This is a genomic window from Rhizobium sp. NXC24 (assembly GCF_002944315.1).
Lineage (GTDB): Bacteria > Pseudomonadota > Alphaproteobacteria > Rhizobiales > Rhizobiaceae > Rhizobium.
In genome coordinates this window covers 1043024-1059807 of sequence record NZ_CP024314.1, presented here as the reverse complement: position 1 = coordinate 1059807, position 16784 = coordinate 1043024, and the positions used below count along the sequence as shown (strand labels likewise).

General features: G+C 60.3%; 10 protein-coding genes and 2 pseudogenes. 5 read left to right on the top strand and 7 right to left on the bottom strand.

Going from position 1 to position 16784, the window contains the following annotated elements; genetic code table 11:
- Positions 1–134: 134 nt before the first annotated feature.
- The 3 genes and pseudogenes from NXC24_RS28925 to NXC24_RS28915 form a co-directional block, all read left to right on the top strand.
- Complete coding sequence (locus NXC24_RS28925; RefSeq protein WP_104826802.1) at positions 135–839, top strand: GntR family transcriptional regulator; 705 nt, start codon at positions 135–137, stop codon at positions 837–839.
- 81 nt (positions 840–920) lie between these two features.
- On the top strand, positions 921–2063 hold the full coding sequence (locus NXC24_RS28920) for a Xaa-Pro peptidase family protein (protein ID WP_104826801.1): 1143 nt from the start codon (positions 921–923) through the stop codon (positions 2061–2063).
- A 214-nt stretch (positions 2064–2277) separates the two neighbouring features.
- A pseudogene (locus NXC24_RS28915) lies at positions 2278–3927 on the top strand (PAS domain S-box protein); the annotation flags it as partial.
- A 22-nt stretch (positions 3928–3949) separates the two neighbouring features.
- Here the strand turns inward: NXC24_RS28915 and NXC24_RS28910 are convergent.
- The 6 genes from NXC24_RS28910 to NXC24_RS28885 all read right to left on the bottom strand — a co-directional run bounded on the left by NXC24_RS28910 (position 3950) and on the right by NXC24_RS28885 (position 11474).
- Complete coding sequence (locus NXC24_RS28910) at positions 3950–4663, bottom strand: DUF899 family protein (protein ID WP_104826799.1); 714 nt, start codon at positions 4661–4663, stop codon at positions 3950–3952.
- Positions 4664–4795: 132 nt separating this feature from the next.
- Positions 4796–5431: a J domain-containing protein gene (locus NXC24_RS28905; RefSeq protein WP_104826798.1), complete on the bottom strand. Its 636-nt coding sequence runs from the start codon at positions 5429–5431 to the stop codon at positions 4796–4798.
- 208 nt (positions 5432–5639) lie between these two features.
- Positions 5640–7811, bottom strand: a complete 2172-nt coding sequence (locus NXC24_RS28900) for a GGDEF and EAL domain-containing protein (protein WP_104826797.1) — start codon at positions 7809–7811, stop codon at positions 5640–5642.
- Between the two features lie 287 nt (positions 7812–8098).
- A complete protein-coding gene (locus tag NXC24_RS28895) occupies positions 8099–9604 on the bottom strand; it encodes a DegQ family serine endoprotease (protein WP_104826796.1) in 1506 nt (501 codons plus the stop codon).
- 277 nt (positions 9605–9881) lie between these two features.
- Positions 9882–10541, bottom strand: a complete 660-nt coding sequence (locus tag NXC24_RS28890) for a DUF2161 family putative PD-(D/E)XK-type phosphodiesterase (RefSeq protein ID WP_104826795.1) — start codon at positions 10539–10541, stop codon at positions 9882–9884.
- Positions 10542–10577: 36 nt separating this feature from the next.
- On the bottom strand, positions 10578–11474 hold the full coding sequence (locus NXC24_RS28885; protein ID WP_104826794.1) for a LysR family transcriptional regulator: 897 nt from the start codon (positions 11472–11474) through the stop codon (positions 10578–10580).
- Positions 11475–11617: 143 nt separating this feature from the next.
- Between NXC24_RS28885 and NXC24_RS28880 the strand changes: the two are divergent.
- Both NXC24_RS28880 and NXC24_RS28875 read left to right on the top strand, forming a co-directional pair.
- A pseudogene (locus NXC24_RS28880) lies at positions 11618–12804 on the top strand (MFS transporter).
- A 233-nt stretch (positions 12805–13037) separates the two neighbouring features.
- Positions 13038–13415 carry a hypothetical protein gene (locus NXC24_RS28875; protein ID WP_104826793.1) on the top strand — a complete coding sequence of 126 codons (378 nt, stop codon included), beginning with the start codon at positions 13038–13040 and terminating at the stop codon, positions 13413–13415.
- A gap of 85 nt (positions 13416–13500) precedes the next feature.
- On the opposite strand, the gene NXC24_RS28870 is transcribed toward NXC24_RS28875, so the two are convergent.
- Positions 13501–16761, bottom strand: coding sequence for a cellobiose phosphorylase (locus NXC24_RS28870; protein WP_104826792.1), 3261 nt, complete (start codon positions 16759–16761; stop codon positions 13501–13503).
- Positions 16762–16784 lie beyond the last annotated feature (23 nt).

The following is a 16784-nucleotide window of genomic DNA, read 5'->3' as shown; positions in this document are numbered from 1 at the left end:
AAGTACTTGCGTTATATACAAACTGTCGACAAGACTCAAGGATGGTTTGAACGACATATGTGGGTCGATGCCCGCTGTTGCTGAAAGCCGCCAGAACAAAATAATAGGATGCTTGTTTCGAAGAAGGATATCGGATGGTGAACGACACGGAGAATGTGCGGGTGCGGGGCTCGGGCACGCAGAGCGTCTATGTCGCCTTGCGCCGGGAAATCCTGTCGATGGCACTTGAACCGGGAAGCCCGCTTGACGAAGTTCGGCTTTCCGAGCGCTTCAAGATGTCGAGAACACCGATCCGCGAGGCGCTGCTTCGGCTTGCCGCGGAAGGGCTGGTGACGACACTCCCGAACCGCAACACGATCGTTGCGATGATCGACTTCGCCGGCTTGCCCACCTATTTCGAGGCGCTGACGCTGATGTATCGCGTGACGACGCGTGGGGCGGCGGGGCGGAAGGATGCAGGGATCATGCAGCGCGTGCGCGCCCGGCAGAAAGAATTCGCCGATGCCGTAGCTGCTCGAGATGCCTTCGGCATGATCGAGGCGAACCGCGAATTTCATGTCGCCATCGCTGAACTTGCCGGCAATCCCTACTACACCACCTTCTTCGCACGGCTGCTGGACGAGGGCCGGCGCATCCTGCGTCTTTACTACTCGACTTTCGACGATCGCCTGCCGCGTCAATATGTGGACGAGCATGAGGAGATGATCGCCGCTATCGAGGCCGGCGATGTCGGCCGCGCCGACCGGCTGGCGATCGATCATGCAGCGCAGATCGTGCGCCAGGTTCAGGAATACATCGCCCGCGACCTCGAACGTCCCCTTGCGATTGAGATTTCGTGATGCCTGCAGTCGCAGTCGTGTCCATTCAATAGCCGGTGTCGGCAGCTCGGGAGCCGAGCGCAACAGGAACTGGAAAACAAGATGACATGGTCCCATCCCGTCCCCCGCATCACCGATGGCGAGAGGAAGCTCCGACTGGCACGACTGAGAGAGGCGCTGGAGGCAGAGGGCATCGCCGGCATCCTGCTCGGCTCGACGGAAAGCCTGCGCTATTTCACCGGTCTCGTCTGGCATCCGAGCGAACGATTCCTTGGCGCGCTGGTCACACCAGCAGCACTCTATTACATCGTCCCGGGTTTCGAGCGCAGTCGCGTGGAAACGCTGCCGCATCTGCCTGGCGAAATTTTGGTGTGGGAGGAGGAAGAAAACAGTGCCGGGCTCGTGTCACGGCTGCTGGGTCAAGTCGGCTCGCTTGCACTAGACGATGAGCTGCCGCTTTTCTTTTACCACAGGCTCGCTGCGGCCTTTGGCGCCGAAAGATTGAAGGATGGCGGTCAGATCATCCGGAGGCTGCGGCGCATCAAATCTCCAATCGAGATCGCTCTCATTCAATACGCCATGAACCTAACGCTCAATATCCAGAAGCAGGCGCATGCGCTGATGAAACCAGGCATCAAGGCTTCAGAGGTCGTCGACTTCATCGACCGGCAGCATCGCCAGGCCGGGGCAGACGGCGGCTCAACCTTCTGTATCGTTTCCTTCGGAACGGCGACCTCTCTGCCGCACGGCGCCGACGGCGACCAGACGCTTGGCGCCGACGACGTCGTGCTTGTCGACACCGGCTGCCAGATCGACGGCTATCATTCCGATCTCACTCGGACCTATGTGCTCGAAAGCGGCAATCGCGAATTCGAAGCAGCCTGGGCCATCGAACGGGAAGCCCAGCAAGCGGTCTTCGGTGCGGCAAAGCTCGGCACACCCTGTTCGAGCCTCGACGATGCCGCCCGCAGGGTGCTTTCAAAACACGCCCTTGGCCCGGATTACCATCTCCCGGGACTGCCCCACCGCGCCGGCCACGGTCTCGGTCTGCAGATCCACGAGGAGCCCTATATCGTGCGTGGCAATGCGACGCCGCTCGCCGCCGGCATGTGCTTCTCCAATGAACCCATGATCGTCTTTCCCGACAAATTCGGTATTCGGCTGGAAGATCATATCTATATGACGGCGGAAGGACCGCATTGGTTCACCGATCCCGCCAAGGGGCCGACCGAGCCGTTTTCGTAGTTGACGGACCGCGTTCGGAAAGGCTGACAGAAAACAACGCGTCATGTTTTCGTGACGGTCTGGTTGGCTTAACGGCGAACCGGATTGCGCCTCTATGACCTCGCCCGCCTGTAACTTTCGATTGGAAGTCCGCGCCTCAGCGGAACCAATCCGCGTTTCCGTAGTTTACCGGGCGGCTCGGAGACCGGAATGGCATCTGCGAAAGCGCGCCCCGGTCATCGATGCAATCAGAAGTGCGGAGAGCGACTTGTTGGGTTTTGAAAAGATTACGCGTGATTTTTCTGGACGAAAGAAAGCAGAAACAGAACTCAGGCGGAGTGAAGAACAGTTTCGCATTCTCGTTCAGGGTGTCGCGGATTACGCCATCTATATGCTCGATCCCCGAGGTTACGTCTCCAGTTGGAACCTCGGTGCGCAGCGCATCAAGGGCTACTCGCAGCAAGAAATCCTCGGCCAGCATTTTTCCCAGTTCTATACGGAGGAAGACCGCGCGACGCAGCTTCCGTGGAGGGCGCTCGATATTGCCGCCAGAGAGGGCCGGTTCGAAAACGAAGGTTGGAGAGTCCGGAAGGACGGGTCCCGGTTCTGGGCAAGCGTCGTCATCGATGCGCTTCGCGACGACGATGGAACGCTTCTGGGGTTTGCGAAGGTCACGCGCGATATTACCGAGAAGAGAGAGGCTCAGCGCAGGCTTGAACAGGTGCGGGAAGAGTTGTTTCAGGCGCAAAAGATGGAAGCGGTCGGCCAGCTAAGTGGGGGAATGGCTCACGATTTCAATAATTTACTGATGGCCGTTCTCGGAAGTCTGGAAATCGTGCGCAAGCGGACTGCTGACAATCCCGATATCACCCCGTTGATCGACAACGCCATCCAAGGCGCACAGCGCGGTGCGGCGCTGACGCAGCGCATGCTCGCCTTCTCTCGGCGTCAGGAGCTCAAGATCGAGCCGCTCGACCTGGTCGAACTGGTTCGCGATATGACCGGCCTGCTGCAGCGCACGGTAGATCCGTCGATGACGATCGAAACGCATTTCCCCCTCAGCCTTCCAAGGGTGACCTCCGATCCGAACCAACTTGAGAACGCTCTTTTGAATCTCGTCGTGAATGCGCGCGACGCGATGCCAAAGGGCGGACGGCTCGTCATTGCCGCCGAACTTCGCAGCATTGCCAGGGACGAAGCGGACGGACCGAAAGCGGGGGCCTATGTATGCCTCTCCGTCAGGGACGAGGGAGAGGGGATGGACGAAGCGACGCTTGCCAATGCAACCACACCATTCTTTACGACCAAGGGCGTTGGCAAGGGAACAGGACTTGGCCTGCCCATGATCCAGGGATTGATGGCGCAATCTGGGGGCAAGCTGATCCTGAAATCGCGCAGGGGCGAGGGAACCACGGCCGAGCTATGGCTTCCTGTCACAGCGGAGACCGAGACGAGGAAGGATGAGCCGGCGATTGAAGCAGCCCCCGCAGCCGGCGGCCTGTTCAATATCCTGGCGGTGGACGACGACGTGCTGGTGCTGATGAACACAGCAATCATGCTGGAGGATCTCGGCCATACCGTGCTGCAGGCTCATTCAGCCGAGGAGGCGCTGAAGCTGCTTGAGGATCACGACGATATCCATATCGTCATTACCGATCACGCCATGCCGAGGATGACCGGTTCACAGCTCGCCGCGGAGATCGCCGAGCGGCGGCCGGGTTTGCCGATCATCCTTGCTACCGGATACGCCGAGCTTCCGGCGGGCAGCAACAACGATCTGCTCCGCCTGCCGAAGCCATTTAATCAGAGCCAGCTTGCCGCGGTGATCATCAAAGCCGTGACCGAAACTCCAGTTGCCGGCATCGTGACTGCCGGCGAGGCATAGGCATCGCCGACGCAAGATCCGCTCAAGCATGTCCGTAGGTGAGCTTCGGATACCAGTCTCTTGCCCGGCCTTCGGGTGTCATGTCTAGGATCGTCCAGAGCGGCATAAGATCGGGCGCTCCGCGTGGATCCTGACCGGGGTCGGCGGTGACCGGACCCATCTCCTCAGCCCAGAAATGCCGGATCGTTCCATCTCTGCGGGTAAAGACATTCACGGCGGCATTGTCGTTGCCGTTGGCTCCGAGCGCACGGTAATCGCGGCTATATTCGCCGGTCGGGTCGGAATAGAGTGGCAAATTCTGCCAGCGGCGCTCTGTCTTGAAATCAAGCAGTCTCTCGATCGGCGACCGAGCCACGACGGCAATTGCCATTCGCTGTTCGATATCGAGTATTTCGCCCTCCAGTGCCGAAAGAAACGACGTGCACATCGGGCAGGGCCGCGACCGCTCCGGGCCGAACATGTAGCTGTAGATCAGCAGGGTTTCCTTATCATCGAACAAGTCCTCGAAATTGACCGGACCGTCGGGGCTAATGAACTGATACCGCTTCTTCACCATGCCGCCCGGCGGCAGCGCGCGCCGCTGCGCGGCGACACGCTCTATTTGCCGCCGAAGTTCGATCTCTTCTGCCAGCAGAGCATCTCGCGCCTGCCGGTATTCGCTGCTTTCGTTGGGAAATCTGGCACCGTTTTTTTGCGCCAATTCTGCCGCAGGCGTGTATCCATCTTCGTTGATCATGATGTCCTCCCTTGTGCGATCGATGAGCCGATACTGGTCGTATGGCACCGTCGGAATTCGACCTGACGCGGGAGAAAACCCGGTTGCCGATCGAAAGTTCCAGCATTCAGCAGGGCATCGGGTTAACGGGAATCACTGGGCGGCGGAGCGGACCCCGGGGGTGTCATCCCATTCGACATCCGATATCGGTTCCTCGTTCTCGAGCATCGGCGCGTCCATGACATAGAGATAGCCGTCGAGCATGTCGCAGGCACGTTCGGTGGCGTCAATCTTGGCCTCCGTTTCGCTGATCGCGGTCGCGATGGCCTTGATGCGTGCGCGCAGCATATGGCCAACGACATCCTTGCCGGGGCGTTTTCCCAGACGATCCAAATGAAGGCGGATGCGGTCGGAATGACGCTCCAGCTCGCTTTTGCTGAAGTGTGCCTTGCGGATTTCTTCCAAAAGACTGGCGCGCATATGGGCGACCGGATCGAAGGTTCCGGGTTCGCGCTCGTCCAGAACCATGTCTGTAATGAGCTTCTCGATGGCGACTAGGGCCTGCAAATCAACGGCGTCGGTGAGTTCGACGTCATAGCCGGTATCGTCGAACACCTTTCGGCGCACCGGGTCCAGAAGCAGCTCGTACGCCTTCTGGAGCTGTCCGAAAGCATCGGTGTCGCCGCCGGAATCCGGATGCGCCGACTTCGCCCGCTTGCGATAGGCGGTCTTGATCTGCTCTTCGCCCGCATCGCGTCCGATGCCGAGAATCTCGTATGGATCGGTCACTCCAACTCCTGCTGCCGCTCAGCCCCGTCCAAAGTCCTGAAGCTCTTATGCCGTCGATGATCCCGGCAGAACGCAGCGCCTACCGGAGGACGGTTCGTATCCGTCCCCGCTTCTTCTCTATCATCACCGCGGCAGAGTTTGGACAAAAACTATGATGACGCGACGCAGAAACGTTCTTTCTGTTGAAGCTGCCGGTCTCTGGAGGAAATTATTTGGACAAAGACTTCAGGGCCGGCTCACGCATTATGCGCGTGACCTCTTCCGCCGGAATAGGCTTGCTGAACAAGTATCCCTGGATGGCATGGCATCCGGCCTCCGACAGGAAGCGCGCCTGCTCTTTAGTCTCCACGCCTTCCGCGATCACGTCCAGTTCCAGCGATCGTGCAAGCGAGATGATCGCGGATGTGATCGCCATATCGTCGGCATCATCGGGAATATCGGCGATAAAGGACCGGTCGATCTTGAGGCGCGACAACGGGAAGCGTTTCAGCGTGCTCAAGCTGGAATAGCCCGTACCGAAATCGTCGATGGCGAGACTGACGCCCAGCGCGTTGAGTTCGTGCATTTTCATGATCGCCCCCTGCACGTCGCGCATCAGAAGGCTTTCAGTGACCTCGATTTCGAGCCATTGCGGATCAAGGCCGCTCTCGGCGAGGGCTGCGGCCACCTGACGAGTCATGCCCTGTTCCTGGAACTGGCGGGCAGACATGTTGACGCCGATCTTCACGGGTGGCAGCCCCTGTTTCTGCCATTCTTTCGCTTGGCCGCAAGCCTTGCGCAGGACAGCCTCTCCAATCGGAACGATGAGGCCGGACTCCTCGGCGAGGGGAATGAAGTCTCCGGGGAAGACGAGCCCGTCGGTCGGATGGTTCCAGCGCACGAGCGCCTCCACGCCGATAATCTCGCCGGAGGTCATGTCCTTCTGCGGCTGGAAATGCAGGACGAACTCGTCCCGTTCGACCGCGCGTCTCAGCTCCTCCGATCGCCCGAGTTTCTGCCGTGCATTCTCGGCCAGTACCGGATCGAATACCTGGATACTGTTTCGGCCATTCTCCTTGGCGCGATACATTGCCATATCTGCGTTGGCGAACAGTTCCTTGGCGGTCCTGCCATGTATGGCAAAGCTGGCCATGCCAATGCTGCAGGTGAGCTGCAGGTCCATTCCGGCCAAGGTAAGTGGCCGCGCCACGGCCTCGCGAATGCGCGTCAGCCATGGGACGAAGTCTTCATCGGTCTGCTCGAGTGCCAGAATGAATTCGTCGCCGCCGATGCGCGATATCAGATTGTCTTTGCCAATCTCCTCGGAGATCCGGTTCGCCACGATCTTGAGCAGCTTGTCGCCGGCCGCGTGACCGAGGCTGTCGTTCACGAGCTTGAAGTTGTCTATGTCGAGGAAGACGACCGCAACTTTCCTTGACGTTTCGTTGGCACGCCGCAGCATATCGTCGAGCTTTCGGTCGAGCAGCGTACGGTTCGGCAATCCGGTCAGGGCATCGTGCTCAGCAAGGAAGATGATACGCTCGGCATCGTAGTGACGGTCGATCGCGATACCGATCGTTTGTGCGACGCCCGTCAGGAACTCCCACAGACTCGCTTCATGGCAGGATACTTGGACGGCGAGCGCGCCGTGCTGGCCGCCGTCACCCGACGAAATTGCAAAGCGACGCCACGATGCCGGGTTGTCGAGGATATCTGCCGGCGAAATCGAAGCCGCGCGTGCCGACGGGGACGCCGCCGCCATATAAAATTGCTGGGCACCTTCCTTGTGCAGGAGTACAGCGGCGGCAGTGCCGGGGATGACCTCTTCGAGCAGGTTTGCGACGTCACTGAGGAACGGGTCAAGGCGTACTCCTTTGGCGACCGCCTTGAGAAGCTGCGCCTGGGCCTTCATCAGGCTTTCCCCACGTTTACGGGCCGTGATATCCCGCGAGGCCCCAACGACGCCGATCACCTTTCCCGTTTTATCCCTCAGCGGAACGCGCGACATCATCAGCCAGCCGTTGCCTCTCAGACGGCGTTCCTCGAAACCAAGATCGGGCTCACCCGTCTCCATGACATGTCGCTCGATGGCAGCTATAGTCTCGGCTGCCGCCGAAGGATGGATATCGTAATCCGTCAGCCCGACCATATCCTCCACGCGCTCAAGTCCATTGTTCAAGACGATGGCCCTGTTGGCGAACAGGAAACGGCCCTCCAGATCCTTTGCATAGATGTAGTCCGGCACATGGTTGATCATGGCCTCGAGCCAGTCGTAACGCTCGGCGAGACTGGGCTCCTGGGACTGCGGAAGCTCCTCCGCCGCGCGCCCGCGGGTAATCGGCTCTTCGGTATCCACTGGTACCGCGTCCACAACCTCTTCTCCGACTGCCGCCTTGCGCATGTTTCCCTCACAATCCACGCCACGCTACAGTGTGAGCAAATCGTTATGTATCAGTGAAAGACCGATTGTGGGAGTGTGACATGTCAGCCTTCTGTGGCGACATCGTAAACTATTGGTTGACAATAGTATTGTCGTTCAAAATTCCCCCTCGCTCACGATAGCGCCGGCGCGAGGCTATGCACCTTGCTGCACCGTTATGGTGGGAATTGCGGACGCAATCGCGAGAAATAGATACGCCTCGCCTCCAGTGACGGAGACGAGGCGCTTTTACCTTTCAGGAGAGATGCTTAGGCAGCCGAGAACGGCACTGCCACGAAGGTCTTGTCGCCGCCGCGTTCGATCAGCAGCAGAACCGACTTGCGGCCTGCTTTGCCGGCTTGTGCAACTGCGTTTTGGGCATCGTGGGCACTGTGGACCGGCTGGTCGTTGACGGAGACGATGATGTCGCCCGCCTGGATGCCGGCAGCGGCGGCCGACTTATCGGGATTGACGCTGGCGACGACGGCACCTTCGACACCGTGCGGAAGGTTGAGCTGCTCGCGCAGATCCGGGGTCAGATTGGCGAGGCCGACGCCGATGCTCGGCTGATTGGACGGTTGGACCTTCCCGTCACCGCTGTCATTGGCAGCCTGTTTGCTGTCGTCATTGCCGCCGAGGGTGACGTTCACATCCATGCTCTTGCCATCGCGCCAGACCGTGAGCGAGCGCTTGTCACCGGGAGAAAGATCCGCAACCAGGCGCGACAAATCCTTGGGCGACTTGACGGTCTCGTTACCGACGGCCGTGACGATATCGCCGGTCTTGATGCCGGCACGTGCAGCCGGCGTTCCGTCATTGACGCTGGCGACCAGGGCGCCTTGCGGCTGCGAAAGGCCGACGGCATCGGCAACATCGGCCGTCACGGGCTGAATGGCGACCCCGAGATAGCCGTGATCGATCGAGCCGTTCTTTTCAAGCTTGGCGACGATCGCCTTGGCTTGATCCGAGGGGATGGCGAAACCGACGCCGACGCTGCCGCCATTCGGCGAATAGATGGCGGTGTTGATGCCGACGACATTGCCGTCCCGATCGACCAGCGGGCCGCCGGAATTGCCGTGATTGATCGGAGCGTCGATCTGGATGAAATCGTCATAGGGGCCGCTGTGCAGATCGCGGCCACGGGCCGAAACGATGCCAGCGGTGACAGTCGTGCCAATGCCGAAGGGATTGCCGATCGCCAGGATCTGGTCGCCGAGCTTCAATTTATCGGAGTCGCCCCAGGCCACGGTGGCGAGAGGCTTCGGCGCCTTGATCTTCAGGACAGCCAGATCGGATTTTGCGTCAGCGCCAAGGAGCTTGGCCGGTAGTTCGGTGCCGTCATCGAGCGTCACCTTGATATCCGTGGCATTCTGAATGACGTGGTTGTTGGTGACGATGACCCCGTCCGGGCTGATGAGGAAGCCGGAGCCGAGTGCCATGGCGCGCTGCGCCGGACGATGCTGCGGCGCCTCCTGCTGCGGGAAGGGGATGCCCTGGTTCTCGAAGAACTGGCGGAATTGCTCGTCCATCGGGGAGTCGCCGGCATCCGCGCTGGTATCGGTGACCTTCATCGTAGTGGTAACGGTGACGACTGCCGGCTTGTCGGCGTCGACGATCGGCGCGAAAGAGCCGCCAGGCGCGATGATGCCGCCAGGTTCGGCCGTCGCGGCAACGGCAGCGGGGGTGCTGAAGGCGAAGGGCAGGGCCCCTGCGCCGACTATGATGGCCGCTCCGACGATGGCAGCGGCGCGATGCTTGCGAAGTAGATTTGACATGGCAGATGTCCCTTACGAGATCGTTGGCGATATGGCGTCTTGGGTCCATGTCAGGGACCAGGCGTCGAACGGAGTGCCATTTCTATTCTTTCCGGGGAATCTCTATTATCCGAGTTTACTGCGGAGCTTGCAGTAGAAAAAAGAATTGGCGCTGGAGATTTATATGATCCGCCTGATGAATTTTACAAATTAAATATTGATCATGTTTATATTGCAATTTTGTAAGACATTACTGGAATTTAACGTTGTAATGCCCGAATTTCTTCACCTTTATTATTTAAGCGCCATCCGCCTGCGGCCAGCGCTTCAATGCTTCCGAACCGAGTCCGGTCAGGGCGTAAATGCCGCGATCGACGCGCTCGAACCAACCATAGACATTGTGCTGCAGTATTTTGGCGGCTTCTGGGGCGCTGGCGCGAATATCTCTGGGACGCTGCTGTCCATTCTGGATCGCCATCGCACAGGCAAGTGCCTGCTGACGGTAGGCGGTCATGATCGGCGCGCGCGTGCTGCCCCCAAGGGCGGGATCGCCCTTGCGCCGCTTATGTTCCTCAACAAGACGTGATCGCCGGCGGATATTCTTGCGCGGCATCGGCGCGACCGGGCTGACGATGATATCAACGGTGTCGTTGTCGGAGACAGCCAGCATGCCGAAACCGAGGCGGCGGCAGAGATCGCGAAAACGGCGGTCGCTCTCTCGTCCCTTGCCCTTCGCCGAGACGCGGGCGGCAATCCACACTTCATCGCTTGCCGCCGCACGATCAACCGCCTGCAGCACGAGTTCCAAATTGAAGGTTAGCTTCAATTCGCAGATGACGACGACGGGCGGTTCATCCTTGCTCAGACCGACAAGATCGCAACTACCGATTTCGCCCTTTACCGCGTAGCCGGCGGCTTCCAGGAAATTCTTGATCGGAAGATAAAGCGCCGTCTCCAAGTCCTGCCCTCTGCTTATCTGATGGTCATTGCTGTTTTACGTGATTCGCGATGCCAAAAAGTCGATAAAGGCGCGGATGCGTGCGGCAAGATAATCATGGCCGGCATAGACGGCGTGGATCAGCTCGATATCTCCCGCATTGAAATCCTCCAGTACCGGCACCAGTGCGCCGGTTTCGATATCGGGCTGCACATGAAAATATCCGACTCGGGCAAGGCCAAGACCGGCGAGACAGAGGCTGCGCACCGTCGGTCCATTATTGGCCTGCAGATTGCCGTAGACCGGCTTCACGAACTCTGATCCGGTGGCCGGATCGCGAAAGGGCCAGCCTTCGGCGGTCGGGCGGAAGTTGAAGGTCAGGCAATTGTGGTGGTCGAGATCATCCGGCGTCACCGGTAGGCCGTGCCTTGCGACATAGGCCGGTGAAGCAACGATGACGCGTCGTCTTTCCAGCAGCTTGCGAGCTTTCAGCGAACTGTCACGCAATGGCCCAACACGAATGGCGACATCGGCGCGTTCGCCGACGATATCGATGATGCTGTCGCTGAGCGAAATATCCAGTTCTATTTCCGGGTAGAGTGCCAGGAAATCCGGAATGAGTGGCACGATGCAGCGCACGCCAATGGCAACGGAGGCGCTGACGCGCAGAGGTCCGCGCGGGACCGTGGCGCCTCCTGCTGTCACCATGCGCTCCGTCTCCGCTATTTCGGCGAGGATGCGTTGAGCGCGCTCGAGATAGACCTCTCCCTCCGGCGTCAACTGCAGCGAACGCGTGGTGCGCACGAGAAAGCGTGTGCCAAGCCGGTCCTCAAGGCGTGTAACGAGCTTGCTGACGGCAGAAGGTGACAGGCGCAATTTCCGCCCCGCTGCCGAGAAACTGCGAAGCTCGGCCACCTGCACGAAGACGTCCATTTCACCGGCGCGATTGTCCATCACTCCACTCAAGCTTTGAATTGAATTCACAAGTGTTGAGTTGATATAGCCAATTATCGATCGAATGTCCTGAGACCATATTCTCATCGAACAAGAACCAGTGCAGCCGGATATTTCCGGATGCCTTTCGATCGGGCCATCTCATGCCATTAGCTCTTTTTGCCTTGACGATCGCGGCCTATGCGATCGGCACCACCGAATTCGTTATCGTCGGTCTGCTGCCGACGGTTGCGGGTGATCTTCCCTGCCGCTCGCCGGTCTCATCGTCAGCGTCTATGCGCTTGGCGTTACCTTCGGCGCGCCGATCCTGACGGCACTCACCGGCGGTATCGAGCGCAAGCCCCTGTTGCTCGGCCTGATGGCGCTCTTCGTCGCCGGCAACGGCATGGCCGCCTTAAGCCCCGGTTACGAACCATTGCTTGTCGCCCGCGTGCTTTCCGCCTTCGCCCACGGCGTCTTCTTCTCCGTCGGATCGACCATCGCGGCCGATCTGGTGCCGGAAAACCGGCGTGCCTCGGCAATCGCCATGATGTTCATGGGGCTGACGGTCGCGATCGTCACCGGCGTGCCGCTCGGCACCTTCATCGGCCAGACCTTCGGCTGGCGCGCCACCTTCGCTGTCGTCGCGGCTCTTGGCGTCATCGCCTTTGCTGGCATTGCGCTGCTGCTGCCGTCAAACCTGAAGAAGGCGCCGCCGGCCGGGATCGGCGAGCAGGTCCGCGTGCTGGCAAGCGGCCGGCTCCTGATCGTCTTCGCCATGACGGCGCTGGGTTACGGCGGCACCTTCGTCGCTTTTACCTTCCTGGCCTCGATCCTGCAGGAAGAGACCGGCTTTGCGGCCTCCGCCGTCAGCCTGATCCTGGTGCTTTATGGCGTTGCCATTGCCGTCGGCAATGTTGTCGGCGGGCGTCTTGCAAACGGCAATCCCGTCAAGGCGCTGACGGGACTCTTTATTGCCCAGGCGATCGTGCTCGTGCTGTTCAGTTTCACGGCCGTTTCGCCTTGGCTGGCAATTCCGACGCTGGCCGCTCTCGGCTTCCTGTCGTTTGCCAATGTGCCGGGCCTGCAGCTCTATGTCGTTCAGCTTGCCCGCCAGGTGCGCCCGGCCGCGGTCGATGTCGCTTCGGCGCTGAACATTGCCGCCTTCAACCTCGGCATTGCCGCCGGCGCCTGGATCGGCGGCCTGGTGGTGGAATCCGCGCTCGGCCTCGGCTCTACCCCTTGGATCGGAGCGATCCTGGTCACCGCTGCCCTCGTTCTTACCCTCTGGAGCGGCGCACTTGATCGTCGCTCAACCTCCGTAGCGCAGCCTGTCTCCTGCGCCGCCTGATTGCTACGTCATCGCGGTCGTTAAATTCCGTAACAAATAAGAACACAACGCAAAATGCGGGTGAGCATAGTGGGTGAGCTGGGTGCGACGGATGAGCCGAAAGGCCAAGTCTGCTGCCCAGCCAACTCCAAGCGCCTCGGCACAAGAGGCCTGCATATCAAAGCTGAAGGGACCGGTGCCGGGAGCCCACTAAATCGCTCCCCTATTGGAAAGAAACGACAAAGGAAATGCCAATGAGGGTTACCTTCATCGCCTTGGGCGTGACGGCCGCAATTACGATGGGCCTCGTCAGCCCCGCTATTGCTCAGGTTGTCATTCTCGAGGATCAGTCGTCGGACGGCTACGATTCTGACCGGGACCAAACGGAGTCCGATTTTCTTCACGCCTGGAACCGGCATCACGATGCAACCAATAGATGGGGCGAGCGTCGCGACAATTTCGGCCCGGATGACGTTATACGCCTCCTGGAACGGCGGGGTTATCACGTCAGGAACGTAAAGGACGTCGGGGTGCGTTATCTGGTTGAGGCAACGCGCGGCAACGACAATCTCCTCGTGAGCGTGTCTCGAGGAGGGGAAATCATGGGCGTGGTGCACGATAACCGCTATTGAGAGGCAGGTAAGGCCATCGCATATGACCTCATACCCCCCCAGCCGCAAATTCAAAGGGAGCCGCAACAAGCGGCTCCCTTCGCGATTACGCCTCAAAATCCAGTTCGATCTTGGAAACGGCAACCGACGCCGGCAATAGCGGTTTGTGGATACGTTCGCCGAATTGCCGTTTGAAGCCGAAGACGTTGTTGATCAGGCTTTTCGTAAAAAGCCCGGGACCGCTCGAATAGATGCGCCAGCCGCCATCGACAGCGATACCGCCCGCCTTGACGCGATCCCAATCATCAGAGGCGTGATAGCGATCGTGGAATGCGGCGTCGCTGCTGCTGAAATAGGTGTTGCGCTGGCGCAGCGAGGCATGGTCGAGCCGGCCGCTGACCGCGATCGGATTGGCGAGTGCCAACGCGTTCCAGACACCGTCGGCATCGTTGTCCAGCGCCAGCGCCTCGCAATAGCGCAGATGCGCATGCACATACATCAGCCCGATCTCGCGCCCGAAGAAAGACGAGGATTCGGCGCGGCGGAACAATGTCTCCGGTCCGCCGGCATAGGTCGCCGGCTTTTCCATCAGTCTCACACCATCCGGGAAAAGCAGATTGTCACTGATCAGCTTCATATGCGCATGCCGCTGTTCCGGCGTGAAGAGGCCGCCCAGCATCGGCTGCGTCATCGCGATCAGCGAATAATGCAGGCCGGTGCGCGTATCCTGCGGATGCAGCAGCAGTTCGACGCCATCATGGCTCGGATCGAAGACGCCGTAGCCGGCGACGACACCGTCGCGCATCAGGAGGCGGTTGAAATCGTCGCGCATGGCGGCGGCGGTTTCCTTGAGCGTCTGCGCCTCGTCGTCCCGGCTGGCAAGCGTCAGGATCGCAGCGTAGCGCACCAGTTGCTCGTAAAGCAACGAGACGGTCCAACTGCTGACCATCCAATCGCGCAAATGCGGATCGGCCGGCTGCAGGCTGTCATTCCAATCGCCTTCGCCATAGCGGATGAGGCTTGTGCCGGGTACGAAGCGGCTGCGTACGGTGTCGAGCAGCTTATCGACATGCGCGGAAATCGTCGCCGTCTCTTCGGTCCGTTGCATGGTGTCGTCGGCCCGCCACGGCACGGTTTCGGCTAGGAAGGCGAGATCGCCCGTCGTCTCGATATAGTCGCACAGCGCCTTCAGCGGCCAGACGACGATATCACCATGGCTCTCGCCAGCGCGGATGTTGGCATAGGGCTCCAACATGAACCATTGCGGCCAGTCGCCCCGGTCGCGATACTGCTCGGAAAAGACGGTGCTCAGAATCTGCTTTACTTCGGCATCATGTTCATAAGCGAGCAGGAATTCCACTGGTCCCTGGCAGGCGTCGCGCGTTCCCCAAGCCGCGCCGGTATATTGTTCGAGGCCATGCGGCACGCTCAGATGCACGATCGCGTCATGCGCCAGCCAAGGCAGCATCACAGCCTGCGCCGTGACGTCCCGCCCTTCTCCTTCGATGCGCACGCAGCGCGTCACATGGCTCCAGAAGCGTTGCGCGGGAGCAAGCATGTCAGCGCTGCTGACGCCGTCCTTGTAGCGCACGGCAAGACGTTCGCCTGCCGCCGCATCGGTCATCGATCCGGTGACCGCAAAGCTGAAGCCTTGAACCGGATGCGATTTGAGCGCGATGAAGGGGCCGTTGCGAGGCGTGCCGTCGCTGTAGAGAAGCTCATCGCCGCCGATTGCCTCGAAGGCACCCGGCGTCGAGGTGACGAGATGGTAGGCCGCATGCGGATAGCGATCCCAAAGCCAAGACGGCTGGGGCCGGAACGATATCTGCTTGGCAGCAGTGTCGATCTCGATGTTTGCGACGGCTTCGTAGTCACGTTCCCCGAGCACGATATGACCGAAGACCAGGAAGCGGCAGGCCCCGCCGTCGACCGCTACGGTCCACTGCATGGACGGATCGTCGCCGGAAGCGATGGCCGTCACCGTAATGGTGCGTCCGGCAAGGCGGTAGATCCAGCGGACATCGCTTAACCCCATGTCGAAGACCGCGGGAACGCCAAGCAGGCGCCAGCCTTCGCCGAGGTCCACGAGCACGCGCAGCCCGCTCGCTCGCGTCAGATTGTAGGGGTCGCGGGAGACCGAGAAGAGCTTGTGGAAGGACGTATTGCCGATCGTCAACTGCGCGGCAAAGATGCCCTGCATCCAACAGGTTGCGGCCAGCGTCTGGTCGTCCAACAGCATATTCTGGCCGCTGCGGACGATGGCGCCATGACGGCGTGCAACAACGCGCTCTTTCTCACGCAGTACGATGTGGCGATTAAGCGAGCCATCCGGCACGAAGAAGGAATAGAGCTGGCCGTCAATGCGCTCTTCCAGCATCCGCTTGGGATAGAGCCGCTCGATCGTCGCTTCGTCCAAAGGCTCGGTCACGAATAGCGGCGCGTCCTGCACCAGGCTGCGAGCCGGGGCATCGCCGGCAATATCGCTCGTCGCGAGTTCGTTCAGCGCCTGCGGTAGGGCGTCAAGCCTTGCAAGATCGGCATCGCTGGAGGCTGCGGGGTGATCGGCGGCGAACAAGCCGAAGAAGGTTGCGGTTGCGATCGTCTTTGGTGCGAGCGCGAGAGGTTTCGATTGGATCGCCGGACACGCGACTTCGTGCTGCCGGCGCGTGCTCGGCAGGCTTTCACCAAAGCGCGGCACCATCTGTGCATCGCCGCCTGGGGCCGGCACCGCCAACTGGATCGCATCCGTGGCATAGGCCGCCGCCCCATCGAGGCAGCCCTGCGCCAGCCAAGGATTGCGCCCGCCGCCTTGCTTCAGATTTTGCCGGTTCATCACCACCGGCCCAAAGGCGGAATGCTCGGCAATATGATGGTCGATATACTGCGAAGCATAGGCCTCGCTGTTCATCAGGAAACCGCGATCGCCGAGGCCGACATCCTGGATCAGCACGAGATCGGCTGAAAGCGCCGCACCGGTCGTATTTTCAAGCGAAACCCGCCAGAACCAGGCGCTATCGCCGGGATGGAGCTGCAGCCGGACCGTATGCTTGACACCGGACGTCTCGCCGCTCCAGCAAAAGCCCGCCTCATCATGGCCGAAGCGCACCGCGGCCTTCGGGCCGACAATTTCGGCGACTTCAGGCTGCGAGCCGCCGATGCGCAGATAGAGGCGCCCGATGCCGCCGTAAACGGGCGATCCCAGCACCTGGTTGATCATGACGCTGCCCTGCTGGTCGACGAAGTCGATGGCAAACAGCGTGCCGTTCGGCAGCGCAGATACTGACAGGCCGGCGCTATTGGCAAGCGTGGAAAGACCGAGTTCTTCGCGCCGTGGCGTCTGAAAGCTACGATTGGATTCCAAGGACATAACCGGTGTCTCGCTGATTCATG